Here is a 16,547-nt window from a genome sequence, read left to right on the forward strand (position 1 = left end):
CCTTATGTTGTTATTTTATATCATCATAACAACATAAAAATGGATTGCAGCTTTGTTCGGCGAATAACTGTAACAGAGTGTAAATAACCTGAACAATATTTATAATCAGTGTCTTAGTAATTCTCTTAATCAGAGGTCAGGTTAAATAATACTCATGAGTAATAGTTATAGTCCTCCGACTTTAGGTAGCTGCCTTTTATCAATCACTTTAAAAGTAGTTAAATCAACAAGCATTGAAAACACTTCAGCATTGTCTATAAACAACATAAACAAATTGCCTTGCTCATTAACAGCATGCTCAAGAATGCGGTCGTAGCCTGTGAGAACCTCGCTATAACCACTGCCATCAATTTTACTTAACGCAAAAGTGCTTTTATCTTCGTTGCTTAAAAGGCCGTCGTTATTTGTGTCGTTTTTAATAACATGATAGGCAATACCCGCCGCTTTTGACTGCGAATCAAATTCAGATAAATACAATGGAGAAATATCAGTGATCAACTGATCTGTCGTATCAAAAAGCCAATTTGCATAGTTTGTTTTACCATTGATAAACATCACATTTTTTGACCGTGTTGGCCTATTTTTATAATAAGAGGAACCACTAAAATTTTCTACAACTTGCCCTAACCCACGTTCGGTATCGGCTTCAACCGTTAACTTTTCAGACTCAAGCTCTATATAATAAAAGTCCGTTTCTCCTACTCTTCGCGGGTAGCCCAAACGCCACTTTTCTTCTTCGTTTTTGTCATCTGCTAAATTTAATGCCGGTGGCTCAACGTCGTTATCATTAAATACTGTTGTAACAAGTTGGACTGAAATTAACGCAGTAGCAATTAAAACCCCGACTAATAAAATAATTCCATTTAAGTTCCATACCCATTTAAAAAATTTATCTGAATTCATGCTTTCCCTATTTTTAAAAAAGTGATCAATTTATCTGAACATACGTATTATTGAGCTTATCTATAACACAAAGCTTTGCGATAAAAAATGAAAACAAACCCTACAACTAGTTTGCCCTTACTATCAGGTTCCGGCGATTTAATTCTGCACTGGCAAATAGTTAATGACTCAGTAATGGGCGGTTTATCGACCAGCCAAGCTTATGAGAAGGACAATAGCTTAATTTTTACAGGCAACGTTTCTTTTGAAAATAATGGAGGCTTTGCTTCAATACGCACAACAATAAACACTAATAAAGAAAACGCCAATCTCATATCTTTACGGTTCAAAGGAGATGGTAAAACGTATCAACTTCGCTTAAGAACGAGTCAGTACCTAGATGGGCCAGCGTTTACTGCTTCGTTTGCAACATTAAAAGATCAATGGCAAGTCGTTACATTCTCACCAACTGACTTTAGTCTTACTTACCGTGGTAAAACCTTAGAGCAGCAACCAGAGTTAACGTTCAAAGATGTACAACAATTGGGCCTTATGATCGCCAAAAAGCAGCAAGGTAATTTTAAACTTGAATTAGCGCATATTAACTTTGAGCTTAAATAGCGTAAATTAAGCTGCTATATTGGAAATATTAAAATTATTTTTTAAAATCATATTCTTCGTTACCTCGCTTTTTAAGTTCTGTGATAACCATTTCTATCATCTGTTTCTTTATTTCTGCGTGGTTGGACTTTAGCTCATTAAGTTGCTGAACTAATATATCAATTTGCTCTTGCTGTTGAGAATCTCGGTATTTTTTCGCACCAGTATGCTCAGGATCTATTTTTAAATTTTGCGCTTCGGTATTTTTTTCCAGCTGTATAAAGTTGCTATTGTGGCTTTCAAGCTTGAGATTTCGCTGAATTGGATCTTGTTTTAATTTATTAATTTGTTCTTGTAGCACGATGATCTTTTGAGCGAAATCTTCATACACTTTTTGTAAATTGTTATACTGTTCAGCAAAATTCACATCATCTTCGCTATACTCTTGCGCTTTAGCATCTAAAAACTCAGACAAAATATATTCAGGCTGTTCTGTTTGCGCTGCTTGTTCTTCAAGTCGTTTTTCGTATTTACTTTGAAACCCATGAGCTTCAGGAATAGTAATAACAGGTAAGATCTTCATATTTCATCCTTAAAATTATCCTGGTAATAATATCGGCACAAAATAATAAGACTTTAGCTTTCTTCTCCAAAAATATTACCCTTTGTTATTACCCAAATGCTAGGAAGCTACTAATGGTTAAGCACCTAAGCGCCGGTATTAAACTCACTGGCAAAGGAGTTTTACCGTTAGATTCCAAGCAACAATTAAACACACTTGCTTTGCAAACTGTAAATTAGCTTTTGCTATACTATTGCTCCATGAAAACCCAGCGGTAAATGATAGGGTAATTGCATTGAAGCCAACGGCCCTTGACCTATTTTCTCCGCATCAAAAACAGCAACACCACTTTTAGCCGATCCATAATCCAACCACGTATTAATGATATAACCTTGCCCTTCTCTATTACTATTTGTTTTGGCTATAAATAAAGGCTCTTCAACATGGGCAGTATCACCAAAACTATAACTTTGACTTTGGCCTGATTGCGTGTTCAATCTTGTGATTGCATCAAACTCTTTATGTGGATTATTTTTGCTTATTCCTACGCCATACTGCAAAGCCGATGACTTAGCAGCGAAACGCTTATCAAATTGCAAAAATTCCATATATGGTTCAGCCCAGTTAATCGATACCTTGTTAGTAACAAGATTAAGCCTAAGCTGGGCTGCTTTAGCTGGTTCATGCGCAATACGATTTTGGTTATTGTCTATATTAGCCATTACATCAGTCATTACAGTTGCATCTGGATACAGACATAAGTTAACAACTAGTTCATGATTTTGTTGCCAACTATTTCCAAAATGAAAAACAAATCCAGCTTCAAGCTCCATCTGGTTAACTACTTGCAAACTATGCTTATCAACCACTAATACCCGACTGCCTAATTGTTTTTGCCATTTAAATCGTTCTATATAAGTTTCTCCCAGTTGCTGTAACATGGGCGGCAAATAAAATATTAAATACTGCTCTGTCACTGCAAAATCATGAATATAACTATGATGTGGCAGTGGTAAAAGTTTATAGCGTTTTATGCCTCCTTGCGCCGTCAGTTGATACACTACAATGCAAGGTTTACCTGTAAAAGAAATATCACCAAAGTTCCAAATCGTACCATCGGTATCAGCATGAGGATGAGCTGAAAAAGGAACCCCATTTAATTCAGACCCAAAATCAACCTGTCCTTTGGTTGCGAGTGTTTCTTGATCAAGGCGATACGGCGTACCCGCTTCCCACATAGCCCAAAGCTCACCGGCCATTGGTAACAATGCCGTATTTGCAGTATTGAATACTTGGGTATTTTTTGCCGGTTTTGCATTAGTAATTATTGAGCCTGCACCATTATATAGAAACCTTCCTGCTTTACTCTCTTCGACAAACTTCTGTGTTTGTGTAAATTTTCCTTGATGAGTGACACCGTGCTGTGAAAATTTAAATTGATTAACAAACCCATCGCCATCAAACCAATGGCTGTAACGCTGCCCTGCCCGCTCTTGCATACCCGGGCCATTGCGGAAAAATGTCATACCTTGTAACTGAACGGGTAGCTCACCTTGCCAAGGTTCAAAATGTGGATCAATATTATCCGTTACCCCTTGCCAACCTAAAAAAGAAGACTGTATAGCAGAAGAATGACTTGGCTGTGGCTTTACATTTGCTCCAAATACCGCAGGGCATTGGCTAGCGATGATTGCGCATGTGCCTAAGTATGTTGATTTTTTTAAAAATTCACGACGTAACATAGCAACATCCTTAATCAATCGAAATTTGAATAGTGTGATCAACATCACCGACAGCAAAGCGTAATTTGTCAAAACTTGGCGGCCCCATTAAACGAGGATTATTACTAAAACCATATGGCTCATTAGGAATACCAATCATATTACGATTGAGCTTTTGATTATTATCTAAATCTTGGTAAGCCAAAATGGCGTAATCACCGGCGCTTAAATCGCTAAATGTTACTGTAGTCTGTAACTTAGTCACGGCCCCTTTATATGCTAGCGTGGCTTTATTTGACTCCATAGCAGAGACTGAGTCATAAAGCACCACATATATATCACCTTCAAGCTGTGTGATCCCCGCAATATCGACCGTTAATTCGGCAGCTTGTGCAGCTAAGCTACTGATTGCAAATGCACTGGTAAAAACTAATTTTTTAAACATAACAAGCTCTTTCTAATGTGGCTTAACACCTATTGCTAAGCTGATGTAGCTACTGTAGAAAAGTCCCACATATAATACAGGTGCCAAAAGTCATGTTTTTTTGAAATTAGTTTGTTTATGTCTTAGTATTAAGCAAATTGATTAACATCGCGTTTAAAAACCCGCATACTGTTTTATTGATTTAAATTAATGAGTCATTGCTGTTTTATTGCTATTTAAAGACAAGCTAACGTAAACTAAAGCACTTTGTTTTTTTGCTGGAAGCGAAATGCAGTCGCCCTCTTTATTGACACTAAAAAAACCTATTAACTGGCAACTAACATTAGCGGGCTTACTAGGCTGCGCCACAGTTATGGCGCTTACTTTAGTAACTAGTCAAGCCACATCGCTATTAAGCAGTTTTCTCGCTTATATGCTGTATATACTAAGCTTTTTAGTGATTACACTGACAAATGGTGTAAACCAAAATCCTCGCAGTTTAAGCTGTTTTATATTTTTACAAATACTGGCAACTTTAATATTAGGCTGGATATTACACACCCCATTAATCTATATTTTATTGGTGATTATAGCAGGGCAACTGCCTTTCATTTTTAGCTCGAGATACGCTTTAGTCCCGATGGTTGCTGCTCATAGCTCACTTGTGCTGGTGCTCTTTTTTAGTAAAGGAAATGCTATTTCTCTGTGGCATGAATTAACACTAAGTAGTGTCTACTTGGCTTTTGAGATTTTTTCGTTTGCCGCCAGTAAAGTTGCCGTCAAAGAAGCTGCAACAAATAAAGCATTAACACTGATGAATGCATACCTTGCTTCTACACGAAGTTTACTAACCGATAGTATTCGTCATGGTGAGCGCCTTGAGATCAGTCGTGACCTGCATGATATTTGTGGCCATCAACTTACCGCATTAATTTTAAATTTAGAGTTTGCCGCACAGCAAACAGCCAACTCAAATGATGACTCTTCTCATGCTACATTGATCCAATCACGCGACTTAGCAAAAGCATTACTGAGTGAGATCCGCAACATGGTTCGCAGTATTCGTAACGACGGTGATATTGATATAAAAACAGCACTCAATGAAATTGCAGATCGGTTACCTGGTTACAATTTTGCTGTTAACATCGACAATGCGCTGCAGATCCATTCCCACAAGCAAGCTGAATGTATATTAAGAGTGTGTCAAGAAGCAATTACCAATGCGATTAAGCATAGCCAATTTAAACACATTGAAGTGCGACTATCACAGACCAACAAAATGTTAGCCTTAGATATTATTAATCAGCAATCCCAACAAAGTGATTTGAATTTCGGCTGTGGTTTAAACTCAATCAAAGAGCGGGTAAGTGAATATCAAGGCTGTATGGAAATCAAGCAAACGCCAGAGCATTTTTGCTTACATGTCACCCTCCCCCTTAAGGACACATTATGATCAGACTAGCCATTGTCGACGACCAAGCACTGATCCGCGAGGGGATCGCCAATTTACTCTCTTTAGCGGACGAATTTACCGTCTGTTGGCAACTCGACTCAGGCATCAAAGTATGCGAGCAGCTATCCTCTGATCCCATTGATGTACTATTAATGGATATTAGGATGCCTGGCGTCAATGGTATCGAAGCACTAACCCAACTTCGCAAACAGCATTTTGATTGCAAGGTAATTATCTTAACAACTTTTGATGATCCGCAGTTATTTGTCGATGCAATGCAAGCAGGAGCTAATGGATTCTTACTCAAGGATGTCGACACCGAAAAGCTTCATCATGCAGTCCATCGTGTGTACAACGGACAAACCTTAGCAGAGCCAGTGTTATTAAATCAGCTAAATGCAGCACAGCTGTCGACCTTTGGGGATAATGAAATTGAACCGCTGAGTGAACGCGAAACTGATATTTTAAAACTGATCGCAGCTGGACTATCTAATAAAGAAATAGCTCAAGCCATTTTTTTAGCCGAAGGAACCGTTAAGAATCATGTATCAAGCTTACTGGCAAAGCTCAATACCCGCGATAGAACCCGCGCAGTACTTAAAGCATTGAGCGCAAAAATTATATGAATTATCTTACACAAGCTTTTTAAGTACATGTTTATTTTACAGTATTACCAATATACAAACGATATAACTTATATTTCTACTTTAGATATAACATCTACAAACTCAGCCATTCAATCAAAATACTAAATCTGCGCTCAGGTTACTTTAGCTTCCTAGCCTTTGTTATTACCCAAAGGCTAGGAAGCTACTAATGGTTAAACGGCCAGTTGATGGATTACTAGATAGTCCTAAATCAGGATTAATATTACCAGAATGCAAGGCATTACTTGGATATACAATAAGCCTATTCGGTTTCGCCTCTAGTGAGGCTATTTGCTCAAACAATGTTGTATCACTGGAAATATAACTAGGACGTTCGTGGAGCCTTTGAGCAATGGCTTGCTGTTTGATCATTGCACGATACGGTGCGAGTCGCTGCTGTGTTATACGTTCAAAGCCAGATGCTTTATGCCGATACAAGGACGTTCCACCATATGCTTTTGCACATAAAAAATGCACAGCAGCAAGCTGGTTAACACTAGGAGTATCAAAGTGAGGCAACATTTGAATGGGCCTTAATTTTGTTACCGGTGTTGTGGCAATTGAAAACGCAGAAAAAACCACTTTCATGCCATTGCTATCGATAAAATTGAACGACGATTTTAAGATAGGGAGTAACTCTTTAAGTTGCTCACTATAGTTAGCCGGTGATGGTTTGCGAACCCCTGGGTATAAATCTCCATTAGATGCAGTAAATGCCGAGCTATGATTAACGTTTTCACAAGCACAGGCGATGAGTTCATTATAGTTTAAACTTAAATCATCAATCACTAAAACAGGTATGCGCTCATTACCAACAACTAAGCGTGTAACTTTCATTGCCGGGTTTAAAAAAGTAGCACTAGTCATGTACACTAACAAACTGCTGATTTTTACGTTCAATAAGTGGATACAGTTGACCCAATGAATTGATCATCGTGTAGATTGGTTTAAGCTGTTGTGCTTTATGTAAACGCCCTATTTGTTCAGGAGCTAGTGCCGCTACTTTCTCTTCACTTACCGTATATAGACCGTTTAAACGTGAACTTTGCTTATTGCAAAAGGTAACGTCAAGGGAAAGAGGCTGCACTAAATTAAGTGCTAACAATGTGTCGATCAGTGCTTTATTTTCTATTTCGCCTTGCAATAAATACCCTAAGCATTGTTTCATTTTAACAAAATAATCACTATCTTCACCGCTGTCAGTAAATAATACCTGGATGTCATTGACGTTATTTTGCGCTGAGTCGCGAACTATCGATGGGCTGTCTAAGTTTATACAAACCGCATAATCTCCCGCTTCTTCAGCTTGTATATCACCGACAAAAAATGGCTGCCTTTGTAACTGTAATGGTATGTAAACTCCTTGCCATTGACCGTCTTTCGAAAATAAATTTTCATGTTGCTCAAAACCTAATAATGCCGTTAAGGTAAATTCGCCTGTTTCACCACTCTTAGCAAGTACGATCGGATGTTGCACAGATACTTGGCTAAATTCAGCAACCACAACGGGAAGCATATTTTGCGTGGCACTGTGTTCTTGAGTTTTCGCGATATCAATTTTTAAATGTTTGTGAGCACTGTAATTAATTGCAACTAAATTAGTCATATTGTTCTCTTTATTCTTTATATTTCACAGCACAATTAAATTGCACTAAGCCCATGCAGCTTAATTTTATCAAGTAACTCTCTGTTACTAGGTAATGTTGAAACTGCTTGCTGAATCATATGTTTATTTTTAGCAAATTGACTCTGTGCAAATGTTTTATCATTTAATAAGTGAGGTGAGTTGCTGTAATCACTTTTAAAGCCCATTCCATACAAGACATACTGATAGCTTGCAGCAGGAAACACTTCATTATTACTCGCAAAATCATAATCAGCAGGAGCGCGATATTGCCAAAGTTGCATTAAATCTTGCAAGCTTTGTGGGATCGTTTGTGGATCGCGATTATCTATCCAAAACGCATTATCGGTGCGCTTACTCAAAATATAGTGCAGCTTTAAAAAGTCGATTATTTTCCCCCAGCGGTAGAGAAATGTATCGTTAAAGCGTTTCGCTGTAATGTCCATCACCTCGCGAGTCGGTGGCAATTGCTCACTAATCATTTGCGCTGACATCTCAACTAACACAAGAGCAGACGCTTCAAGTGGCTCTAAAAAGCCAGCAGACAATCCAACAGCAACACAATTATTTTGCCAAAAGTGACTGCGATGGCCACTTTCTATCGGAATTTTTCTGATTGTTAGTGAATCAATCTTATCGCCTATATAGTCGGCAAGTCTTACCCTTGCTTGCGATTCAGTACTGTGTTTGCTCGAATACACATAACCAACACCACGGCGATGTTGTAAACCTATGTCCCAGATCCAACCTGCTTCTTGCGCCGTCGAGATGGTATGTGAAGCGATTGGGCTACTGTCATTTTCATAGGGTACCTGTACTGCTAAAGCCGTATCTATGAATAAAACATCACGATAGGATTTGAACGGCACTTGATAATGACCTCCGAGCAATAACGATGAAAAACCACTGCAATCAACAAATAAATCGCCACTTATATTTCCGGCCTGCTTTGTTGTTAAACTACCTATATCACCATTTTCGATGCTGTTAACTTTAGTAACATCAGCTAAAATATGGGTTACACCTAAATTTTCGATGCAGTGTTTTTGTAAAAACACTGAAAATTTAGCTGAATCTAGATGATAAGCGTAATTGGCGACAGCGCCATATTCAGGCGTTCTGATCGTCTTTGGCGCAAGACCTTGCTCGCAAAGTGCTTCTTGAAAACATACCGCATTAGAAAACGATGATGATTGCTCGCCATCGTTTAACCAATATCCTGCCATATCTGTTTTAGTGAATCCTTGCGGTAAAACCAATGGGTGATAATAATAATCATCTTCGCCACCATCCACCCATTGTGCAAACTTAGCACCTTGTTTAAAACTAGCGTCACACTCACGGATAAAGTCGGTTTCACTAATACCCAAAGCGATTAAAGTGCTGCGCATTGTTGGCCAAGTACCTTCACCAACGCCAATAATTGGTACGTTTGGCGATTCGACTAACGTGACCTTGACGCCAACGTCCGTATTACTCTTATGCTCTGCAGCCAATCGCCCCGCAGTTAACCAACCCGCAATACCACCACCGACGACAATCACTGTGTTTATGCTTTTTTCTTGTTGTTTCATTTTAATACTCGCGTGGATTACAATTAAAAGTGACTTTTAATCAATACATAAAAGTCACTTTATTTACCCAATTAATGCCTAGAAATTACCGCGAATACCGAACATGAAACGTCGACCGCTGTCTTCAATTTGTAGCATTTGATTAGCAAAACGACCTCGTTTGTGAACATACTCTTGAGTTAGATTAATGCCTTCAATAAAGACTGTGACGTGTTCTGTTAAATCATAACTAATGTTCGCATCAAGCTGTGCATAGTCTTCTACAATAGTTACACCATCACCATTAAGTTGACTTAACGATTGCACAAAGCTGTCTCGCCAGTTGTAAGCTAAGCGAGCTTGAAAAGAATCATTTTCATAAAAACCTACCACATTATATGAATCACTTAAGCCTGTAAGAGCAAATACTTGAGTAATATCTGCAGCATCTAACTCTTTGTTACTATCTACAATAGTGGCATTAACCATAAAACCAAAGCCACTGTCGAAAGTATGCTGTAGAGCAACCTCCCACCCATCAACAATTGCTGATTCACTGTTATTTGGTATGGTATTAGTAAACACCGCCGTGGTGTCTGCTGGATCTGGACTATCAACATCATTGCCTGTGGAAGGATCAGTAAGTAGACCGCCACCGGGCAGTTCAAAGGTTAAGTCTTCAGTGGTATTAATAATGAAATTAGCAACATTTTTTCTAAAATAACCTGCCGATACATAACTCGCATTGCCGTAGTACCATTCCAGAGATAGATCTAAGTTATCAGAAGTAAAAGGAGCTAACGCTGGATTACCAGAGCTGGATGTTAAATTGCCACCTTGGCGAGTTGTTTCTATCACTGTTACCGGTGACATACTATCGAGCGTCGGCCGAGTGATTGTTTGTGATACCGCAGCACGGGCAATTAAGTCATCATTGATTTCGAGCTTAAGACTAAAATTAGGTAAAATGGCTTCATAGTCAGAATTAGCTGAAATAGATTGAACACTGCCATAATTAGCTAACATTTCTGTTTTATCTAAAATTGACAATGAGTTAACTGGTTCATCGCTTCCGTTCACTTCAACATCAGTCGTTTCATACCTAAACCCAGCTGAGGCAAACAAGGGCATACCCGCAAGCTCTGATTCAAAATCAAATTCGCTATACAAAGCAATTGTGTCTTCTGTTATTTCAAATGACTTATTACGCTTTACTGCATCAAAGCTAATTGGCTGCCCATTTGCAGCGGCATATTGCTCAAGATAAACAAAGTTTGCTTCACCATCATGTGCAAGCCAAGATGTTGGCATACGACCACTGCCACTGACGTTATGTAAAAAGTCATCGCCGGCATCAAATACAAACTGTGCGAGTCCGTCCATACTAGGCACATCTGGGTAACCACAGAAAGTACAATGTATACCTACACCTTCATTATCCCAACGTTCAAGACTTTTAGTTTCGGATGAATACATTGCGCCAAATTTTACGGCTACAAGACCCGTATAACCATCGTTGTACCATGTACTATCCCAACGAAATTGATCAACGGTATCTTCGACCGCCCAGCCACGACGCAACATAACATGAGCTCGGCTATTTGCCGGATCTAAATGATTTGAGACCCCATCAGGGCTAATTGCCGGGTTATATGCGCTGCCATCTAGCTCCTGTTGACCACTGTAAATACTGTCATCAGCCGATGCAAACTCACTCGCATAAGGTAAGATCCCTTGATCAACTTGAAAGCGCACACGGTTTGCATAACCAATCAAAGATAACTGATCACCTCGGCCATTATTTGCTTCACGCTCAGCCTTTGAATGACTTAAATCAAAATTCATTTTTAAATTATCGTTTACGTGCCATTGTAAATTAAGCCCAAGCGCACTGGAGTTTGTTAAACGATCGAATTTTTTAGCGTGCATATCCGTTGCAAGCCCGACTTCTTGATAAAGATCAATCACCGTGCCATTTTCGTCAACAGTTGGTCCATCAGCATTACCAAACCCTTCTAAATTGGGTGCAGTAAACCAGTGTCCATAAGACGTTGTATCGGCTTCAACATCAAAATCAGAATACAGTGCATCGCCAGTAATCACTACATCATCAGACGGGGCATATTGAATAACTAAATTAGCATTGGTGCGAGTGCGCGTCTCTGTGGTTACTTTATGATCATAATTACGGGGAGAAAAAATATTGCCAGTATAAGCTTGTCCGCTTTGTGTTTGCGGCTTAGGCACGCCAACATTTTCTAACCAGCCATCTACTTGTGCTTGATTTAACCGGGTTCTACGTTCTTGACGTGACACAGCGAATAACAAACCTAGGGTATCGTCATTAAATGTATTACTAATTAATCCTGATACCTCTGGCGTTGTTTCTTCACTATTGTCGTCATAAATACCTTTTATGCTGCCGGCTACTTTAAAGCCATTAATAGCAAATGGACGAGCGGTATTTACATTGATTGTTGAGCCTATACCGCCTGACTGCTTTGTTGCGGTTGATGTTTTAAATACATCTAAACTCTTTACCAGCTCCGACGCGATAGTATCAAAACTAAATGCTCGGCTTTGGTTTTCAGATGCCATTTGGCGGCCATTGACTAACACGGTATTAAATTGCGGGCCGAATCCCCGTACCGTGATTAATTGCCCTTCCCCGCCGGAACGGTCAATCGAAACACCGGTGATACGTTGCAATGACTCAGCTAAGTTAGTATCGGGGAATTTACCAATATCTTCTGCTGAAATAGAATCGACGACTCCACCCGCTTCACGTTTAGCATCCATTGCGCGTCCAAGTGATCCTCTTATTCCTCTTACTTCAATTATTTCAGGTCCTTGTTCTGCGGTATCGGCTACTGCAGGTAGTGTAACGCTACTAAGCACTGCGAGTACGGCACTCGCCACCCCGTTTTTTTTATAATTAGTCATGTTGTCATTTCTCTCGAAGCGTGGATCTATCGAAATAGATATTTGCCCATCTTCGCTGACATGTGATTGCAAGCCTGTCCCTGCAAGTAAACTATTTAATGCAGTTATTATTGAATACTCACCAGTAATATTATTAGTCTGCAACTGTTGGATTTTATCCAACGGAAACAACAAGGTAATATCAGCTTGCTCTGCAAAATTAATCAGCGATAGATCAGCCCTTTGTCTTGGAATATCAAACATAATCTTGCCATTTTTGGTATTTGCTTGAGCCTCTGTATTAAACAAAGTAAAAACCAAAACCAGTACACAAAAATGAAGCTGAGATGTTTGATATTTCATGTGCATGGTTTTTCGCCATACACAAAACAAAGACGAGTGAGTTTTTATTTTCCCCCATAAATATTTTCGATTATTTACAAATAATATATATTTTTGACTAGTCATACTGAAAATTGCTAAGCCTTTTTGTTTTTATTATTACTAAAATACAACGGCGAAATATTCAATTTTGAATAATGTTTCGCTTGCAAAGTAATTGCTGTTTTTATCCGCTAAACCCATTTCTAAAATTGCTGCATATCGTCAATTAGAACAAGTAATTAAAAAGTTTAAATCGTATTTAAAGTATCTATTTGAGTGTAAATATCTAAGTACTTAGTGATGTAAATTAAGATGATTTTTACGCTGTTTTTTTAACAACCAAAGAAGCACCATACGATGCTAAGTAGCTTAGCGCCTAGACCCGAACTCTTGATTGCTAAAAACTGTAGTACAATTAACACTGTAATTACAAGCTTTAAGCAAAACGAGAAATAGACCGGTAAAGGGCAATGGGTAACGTTATATTAAAAAAATGCGATTAAATGGTTTTTGCCTAGTGGATTTTTTTATCTCAATCGTCTTACTAAGTATTGGCATAAAAATAATAACAGCAGAGCTAAATCCGATGAGAAAACGTTAATGACGAAAGACACACTACTTCACAAGGCTTATTTAGTCTCAAGAAAAAGCATTTCACGAGTTGTGGCTAAAATTGTGCCACCTCATGAAATTGAAGATATTGTGCAAGAAACGTATGTGCGCATATGCAAAATTGAAAACAGCGACAATATTAACTCTCCCAAGTCATTTATCTATAAAACTGCGCGTAATTTAGCATTAGATTATCAAAAACAGGCCAATATACGCTTGGTCGACGGTATTGATAATATGGAAGCGCTTGAGCAACTTCTGTGTGAACAATACAAAGATGAGATGTATGAGAGCACACTTACCGATAATGAATTTTCGAATTTTTGTGAAGCCGTAAGATTGCTTCCGATACAGTGTCGAAAAGTATTTGTATTAAAAAAAGTGTATGGCTATTCGCAACGTGAAATAGCTGCACAATTGGAGCTAAGTGAAAGTACCGTGGAAAAGCATATTGCAACAGGCATGAAAAGATGTACGCTGTTTATGCGTCAATCAAATAAAAGCACCTATAATGAGCCAGCCCCTTCAGCAAACCTCAGTGCAGGAGGCAAATATGAGTAACATTCATCAGATCCATCAATCTTCCCAAGATAGTAATCAAGTTGAAGATGAACGCTTAGATCAAGCGAGTGAGTGGCTAGCCAAACTTGACCGAAACCTTAGCAGCGATGAAAAAGAAGCACTTAAAGCTTGGCTTGGAGATTCTTACAAAAATGTTGAGGTTCTGCTAGAAGTTGCACAATTGTGGGATAAAATGAGTGAGTTAAGTCGTTTATCAGACTTATTTCCACAAGCATCAAAACAACAAAAAAAACTCCCTGTGTGGTTAGGCGCAATAGCAGCATCCATTTTATTGGCTGTTGCGCTTAGCTTTTTTCAAGAAACATTTAATTTTTCGCTGTTTAACCAAGCGAATAAATCTGCGGTAGTAGCAAAACAATTAAACTTTCAAACTGCGATTGGAGAAAGTAAAGATATTATTTTGCCTGACCAAAGTAAAATAACACTCAATACAAATAGTTTTGTCCATATTAAATACACTCCATCAGCCCGAGTAATCAATCTTCTTCGTGGTGAGATCCATATTGATGTCGCACATGATACCTCACGGCCTTTGAGTGTCGTCACTGGTAATAAAATAATCCAAGCCGTTGGAACTGCGTTTAATGTAGAGGTAAACAATAAACAAATAGAACTTATTGTTACCGATGGAAAAGTATTAGTTGCTCAGCAGTATACAACCGCTGTACCTAACCTCTCAAATAATGGCACTTCTAGAGTTGCAAAAGATGTATCGCTGCATTCCACGCCGGTATCAAAGGGTGAGAAACTCAATTTAGACTTTAAGGGTGAAATTACCAAAAAAGTTGAAAAAATTGACGCGATTGATGTGGCAGCAAACTTATCTTGGCGTCAAGGGAGTATCATTTTCAGAGGCGAATCACTTAGCGACGCAATGACCGAAATTAGCCGCTATACCAATATTAACTTTGAGCTTGCTGATGACGAACGTTTGAAGCAAGTACACGTTGCAGGCATGTTCAAAACTGGCGACGTTAAAGGTCTACTCGAAGTGCTTAATAATAACTTTAATATTAGTTATGAAAGAGTCAGCCCCGATAAAATCATGTTAAAATATGCGTCGCCTCACACTACTATATAATTCGTTACAACAATAACCAGGTATATCACCATGACAACACCTTTATCGTCGGGCAAGATTAATAGCCCGAATCACTCTTTATCAACAAACACCCATTCTCTACTTTACGTTATATTTATATCTGGCGTTGCAGCAATTGGTGGCTTTTTATTTGGCTTTGACTCCGGGGTTATCAACGGAACTGTGTCGGCGCTTGGCAAAACATTTAACTCAAGCAGCGTCGCAACAGGGTTTAATGTTGCGTCGGTTTTACTGGGTTGTGCTCTTGGTGCGCTGATTGCGGGCCCGCTTGCTGATAAATTTGGCCGCCGCTCAATTATGATCATCACTGCAGTAATATTTGCCATTAGCGCGTTTGGTTCAGGCATTGCAGACAGCTCCGCTGAATTTATTTTTTATCGTCTATTTGGTGGTCTCGGTATTGGCGCTGCATCTGTATTGGCACCCGCTTACATTGCTGAAGTCGCACCTGCGGCTTTGCGTGGACGATTAGCAACACTGCAACAATTAGCGATTGTACTTGGCTTATTTGCTGCTTTTTTAAGTAACTACCTGATCGCTTCGGCGGCAAACGGCGCTGAAGGTATTTTTATTCTTGAGCTGGCGGCTTGGCGCTGGATGTTTTGGGCAGAACTTGTACCTGCAGGATTATTTCTGTTGGGAGTATTATTTATACCAGAGTCGCCGCGTTATTTAGTTGCCCAAGGCCAATTAGAAAAAGCCAAAGCTGTATTTAAAAAAATATCCAATGATGATGCCCAATCACAAATAAACGATGTTAAGCAGTCACTTCATGGCGATAAAAAACCAAGTATTCGTGACTTATTTATTGACGGTAAAAAGAAAATACACCCAATTGTATGGGTTGGTATCGCTTTGTCTGTTTTTCAGCAATTTGTAGGCATTAATGTGGTCTTTTATTACGGCTCTGAGCTTTGGCAAGCAGCGGGTTTTGATGAATCACAATCTTTATTCATCAATGTATTAGCGGGTACTACCAATATTTTATCTACTTTTATAGCAATTGCGCTTATCGATAAAGTAGGCAGAAAACCATTATTACTAGTAGGTAGTATTGGTATGTTTATTAGTTTAAGTGCATTAACTTATACCTTTGGTAGCGCAGGCCTCGATGCGGCAGGTAAACTTGCATTAACTGACAGTATGGGCACGTTTGCACTTATCATGGCTAATCTCTTTGTGGTATTTTTTGGCTTAAGCTGGGGACCTGTTGTATGGGTACTATTAGGCGAAATGTTCAATAATCGTATTCGAGGGGCTGCTTTAGCTGTTGCAGCAAGTGCGCAATGGCTTGCCAACTTTACAATTACCATGACCTTCCCGATTATGCTCGGTAGTATTGGTTTAGCTGGTGCCTATGGGTTTTATGCTATTTCGGCCTTTATTAGCGTATTTTTTATTGTTAAATATATAAAAGAAACACGTGGTATCAAGCTAGAAGCCATGTAAAAGTTGTTTAAAATGGCGAATGTATTTATT

At 38.9% G+C, this 16,547-nt stretch carries 14 protein-coding genes; 6 read left to right on the forward strand and 8 right to left on the reverse strand.

What is annotated here, in order from left to right; all coding sequences use genetic code 11:
* Window positions 1–165: 165 nt before the first annotated feature.
* Window positions 166–903 carry a hypothetical protein gene (locus H5154_RS09390; protein ID WP_182718118.1) on the reverse strand — a complete coding sequence of 246 codons (738 nt, stop codon included), beginning with the start codon at window positions 901–903 and terminating at the stop codon, window positions 166–168.
* Window positions 904–990: 87 nt separating this feature from the next.
* Between H5154_RS09390 and H5154_RS09395 the strand changes: the two genes are divergently transcribed.
* The gene (locus tag H5154_RS09395) at window positions 991–1,503 is read left to right on the forward strand and encodes a CIA30 family protein (RefSeq protein WP_182718119.1); all 513 of its coding nucleotides are present in this window, start codon (window positions 991–993) and stop codon (window positions 1,501–1,503) included.
* 34 nt (window positions 1,504–1,537) lie between these two features.
* On the opposite strand, the gene H5154_RS09400 is transcribed toward H5154_RS09395, so the two are convergent.
* The 3 genes from H5154_RS09400 to H5154_RS09410 form a co-directional block, all read right to left on the reverse strand.
* Window positions 1,538–2,065 (reverse strand): hypothetical protein, encoded by a 528-nt coding sequence (locus tag H5154_RS09400; protein WP_145240584.1) that lies wholly within the window; start codon window positions 2,063–2,065, stop codon window positions 1,538–1,540.
* A 224-nt stretch (window positions 2,066–2,289) separates the two neighbouring features.
* Window positions 2,290–3,786 carry a carotenoid oxygenase family protein gene (locus H5154_RS09405; RefSeq protein WP_182718120.1) on the reverse strand — a complete coding sequence of 499 codons (1,497 nt, stop codon included), beginning with the start codon at window positions 3,784–3,786 and terminating at the stop codon, window positions 2,290–2,292.
* A gap of 10 nt (window positions 3,787–3,796) precedes the next feature.
* A complete protein-coding gene (locus tag H5154_RS09410) occupies window positions 3,797–4,210 on the reverse strand; it encodes a DUF2141 domain-containing protein (protein ID WP_145240580.1) in 414 nt (137 codons plus the stop codon).
* A gap of 268 nt (window positions 4,211–4,478) precedes the next feature.
* Between H5154_RS09410 and H5154_RS09415 the strand changes: the two genes are divergently transcribed.
* Both H5154_RS09415 and H5154_RS09420 read left to right on the forward strand, forming a co-directional pair.
* On the forward strand, window positions 4,479–5,642 hold the full coding sequence (locus tag H5154_RS09415) for a sensor histidine kinase (RefSeq protein ID WP_182718121.1): 1,164 nt from the start codon (window positions 4,479–4,481) through the stop codon (window positions 5,640–5,642).
* A complete protein-coding gene (locus H5154_RS09420; protein ID WP_145240576.1) occupies window positions 5,639–6,268 on the forward strand; it encodes a response regulator transcription factor in 630 nt (209 codons plus the stop codon). The genes H5154_RS09415 and H5154_RS09420 overlap by 4 nt, the downstream gene beginning before the upstream one ends.
* Window positions 6,269–6,433: 165 nt before the next feature.
* Here H5154_RS09420 and H5154_RS09425 read toward each other — a convergent pair whose 3' ends face one another.
* The 4 genes from H5154_RS09425 to H5154_RS09440 all read right to left on the reverse strand — a co-directional run bounded on the left by H5154_RS09425 (window position 6,434) and on the right by H5154_RS09440 (window position 12,856).
* On the reverse strand, window positions 6,434–7,156 hold the full coding sequence (locus H5154_RS09425) for a DUF6445 family protein (RefSeq protein WP_257325546.1): 723 nt from the start codon (window positions 7,154–7,156) through the stop codon (window positions 6,434–6,436).
* Window positions 7,149–7,895 carry a SapC family protein gene (locus tag H5154_RS09430; protein WP_182718122.1) on the reverse strand — a complete coding sequence of 249 codons (747 nt, stop codon included), beginning with the start codon at window positions 7,893–7,895 and terminating at the stop codon, window positions 7,149–7,151. The genes H5154_RS09425 and H5154_RS09430 overlap by 8 nt, the downstream gene beginning before the upstream one ends.
* Window positions 7,896–7,930: 35 nt before the next feature.
* Complete coding sequence (locus H5154_RS09435; protein WP_182718123.1) at window positions 7,931–9,487, reverse strand: tryptophan halogenase family protein; 1,557 nt, start codon at window positions 9,485–9,487, stop codon at window positions 7,931–7,933.
* A 78-nt stretch (window positions 9,488–9,565) separates the two neighbouring features.
* The gene (locus H5154_RS09440) at window positions 9,566–12,856 is read right to left on the reverse strand and encodes a TonB-dependent receptor (protein ID WP_182718124.1); all 3,291 of its coding nucleotides are present in this window, start codon (window positions 12,854–12,856) and stop codon (window positions 9,566–9,568) included.
* Between the two features lie 516 nt (window positions 12,857–13,372).
* Between H5154_RS09440 and H5154_RS09445 the strand changes: the two genes are divergently transcribed.
* The 3 genes from H5154_RS09445 to H5154_RS09455 are packed head-to-tail and all read left to right on the forward strand — an operon-like array spanning window position 13,373 to window position 16,517.
* The gene (locus tag H5154_RS09445) at window positions 13,373–13,945 is read left to right on the forward strand and encodes an RNA polymerase sigma factor (RefSeq protein WP_145240567.1); all 573 of its coding nucleotides are present in this window, start codon (window positions 13,373–13,375) and stop codon (window positions 13,943–13,945) included.
* Window positions 13,938–15,047 carry a FecR family protein gene (locus H5154_RS09450; RefSeq protein ID WP_182718125.1) on the forward strand — a complete coding sequence of 370 codons (1,110 nt, stop codon included), beginning with the start codon at window positions 13,938–13,940 and terminating at the stop codon, window positions 15,045–15,047. Before H5154_RS09445 ends, H5154_RS09450 begins: the two co-directional genes overlap by 8 nt.
* A gap of 30 nt (window positions 15,048–15,077) precedes the next feature.
* Window positions 15,078–16,517: a sugar porter family MFS transporter gene (locus H5154_RS09455; RefSeq protein ID WP_220493069.1), complete on the forward strand. Its 1,440-nt coding sequence runs from the start codon at window positions 15,078–15,080 to the stop codon at window positions 16,515–16,517.
* Window positions 16,518–16,547 lie beyond the last annotated feature (30 nt).

The organism is Pseudoalteromonas sp. SR44-5, from assembly GCF_014163675.1.
In the GTDB taxonomy this organism is placed as follows: Bacteria; Pseudomonadota; Gammaproteobacteria; order Enterobacterales; family Alteromonadaceae; genus Pseudoalteromonas; species Pseudoalteromonas rhizosphaerae.

Coding starts and splice junctions, on each gene's coding strand:
- H5154_RS09405 (WP_182718120.1), bottom strand. CDS start 3,786: ATGTTACGTCGTGAATTTTTAAAAAAATCAACATACTTAGGCACATGC.
- H5154_RS09455 (WP_220493069.1), top strand. CDS start 15,078: ATGACAACACCTTTATCGTCGGGCAAGATTAATAGCCCGAATCACTCT.
- H5154_RS09435 (WP_182718123.1), bottom strand. CDS start 9,487: ATGAAACAACAAGAAAAAAGCATAAACACAGTGATTGTCGTCGGTGGT.
- H5154_RS09415 (WP_182718121.1), top strand. CDS start 4,479: ATGCAGTCGCCCTCTTTATTGACACTAAAAAAACCTATTAACTGGCAA.
- H5154_RS09450 (WP_182718125.1), top strand. CDS start 13,938: ATGAGTAACATTCATCAGATCCATCAATCTTCCCAAGATAGTAATCAA.
- H5154_RS09410 (WP_145240580.1), bottom strand. CDS start 4,210: ATGTTTAAAAAATTAGTTTTTACCAGTGCATTTGCAATCAGTAGCTTA.
- H5154_RS09420 (WP_145240576.1), top strand. CDS start 5,639: ATGATCAGACTAGCCATTGTCGACGACCAAGCACTGATCCGCGAGGGG.
- H5154_RS09440 (WP_182718124.1), bottom strand. CDS start 12,856: ATGACTAGTCAAAAATATATATTATTTGTAAATAATCGAAAATATTTA.
- H5154_RS09400 (WP_145240584.1), bottom strand. CDS start 2,065: ATGAAGATCTTACCTGTTATTACTATTCCTGAAGCTCATGGGTTTCAA.
- H5154_RS09425 (WP_257325546.1), bottom strand. CDS start 7,156: ATGACTAGTGCTACTTTTTTAAACCCGGCAATGAAAGTTACACGCTTA.
- H5154_RS09395 (WP_182718119.1), top strand. CDS start 991: ATGAAAACAAACCCTACAACTAGTTTGCCCTTACTATCAGGTTCCGGC.
- H5154_RS09430 (WP_182718122.1), bottom strand. CDS start 7,895: ATGACTAATTTAGTTGCAATTAATTACAGTGCTCACAAACATTTAAAA.
- H5154_RS09390 (WP_182718118.1), bottom strand. CDS start 903: ATGAATTCAGATAAATTTTTTAAATGGGTATGGAACTTAAATGGAATT.
- H5154_RS09445 (WP_145240567.1), top strand. CDS start 13,373: ATGACGAAAGACACACTACTTCACAAGGCTTATTTAGTCTCAAGAAAA.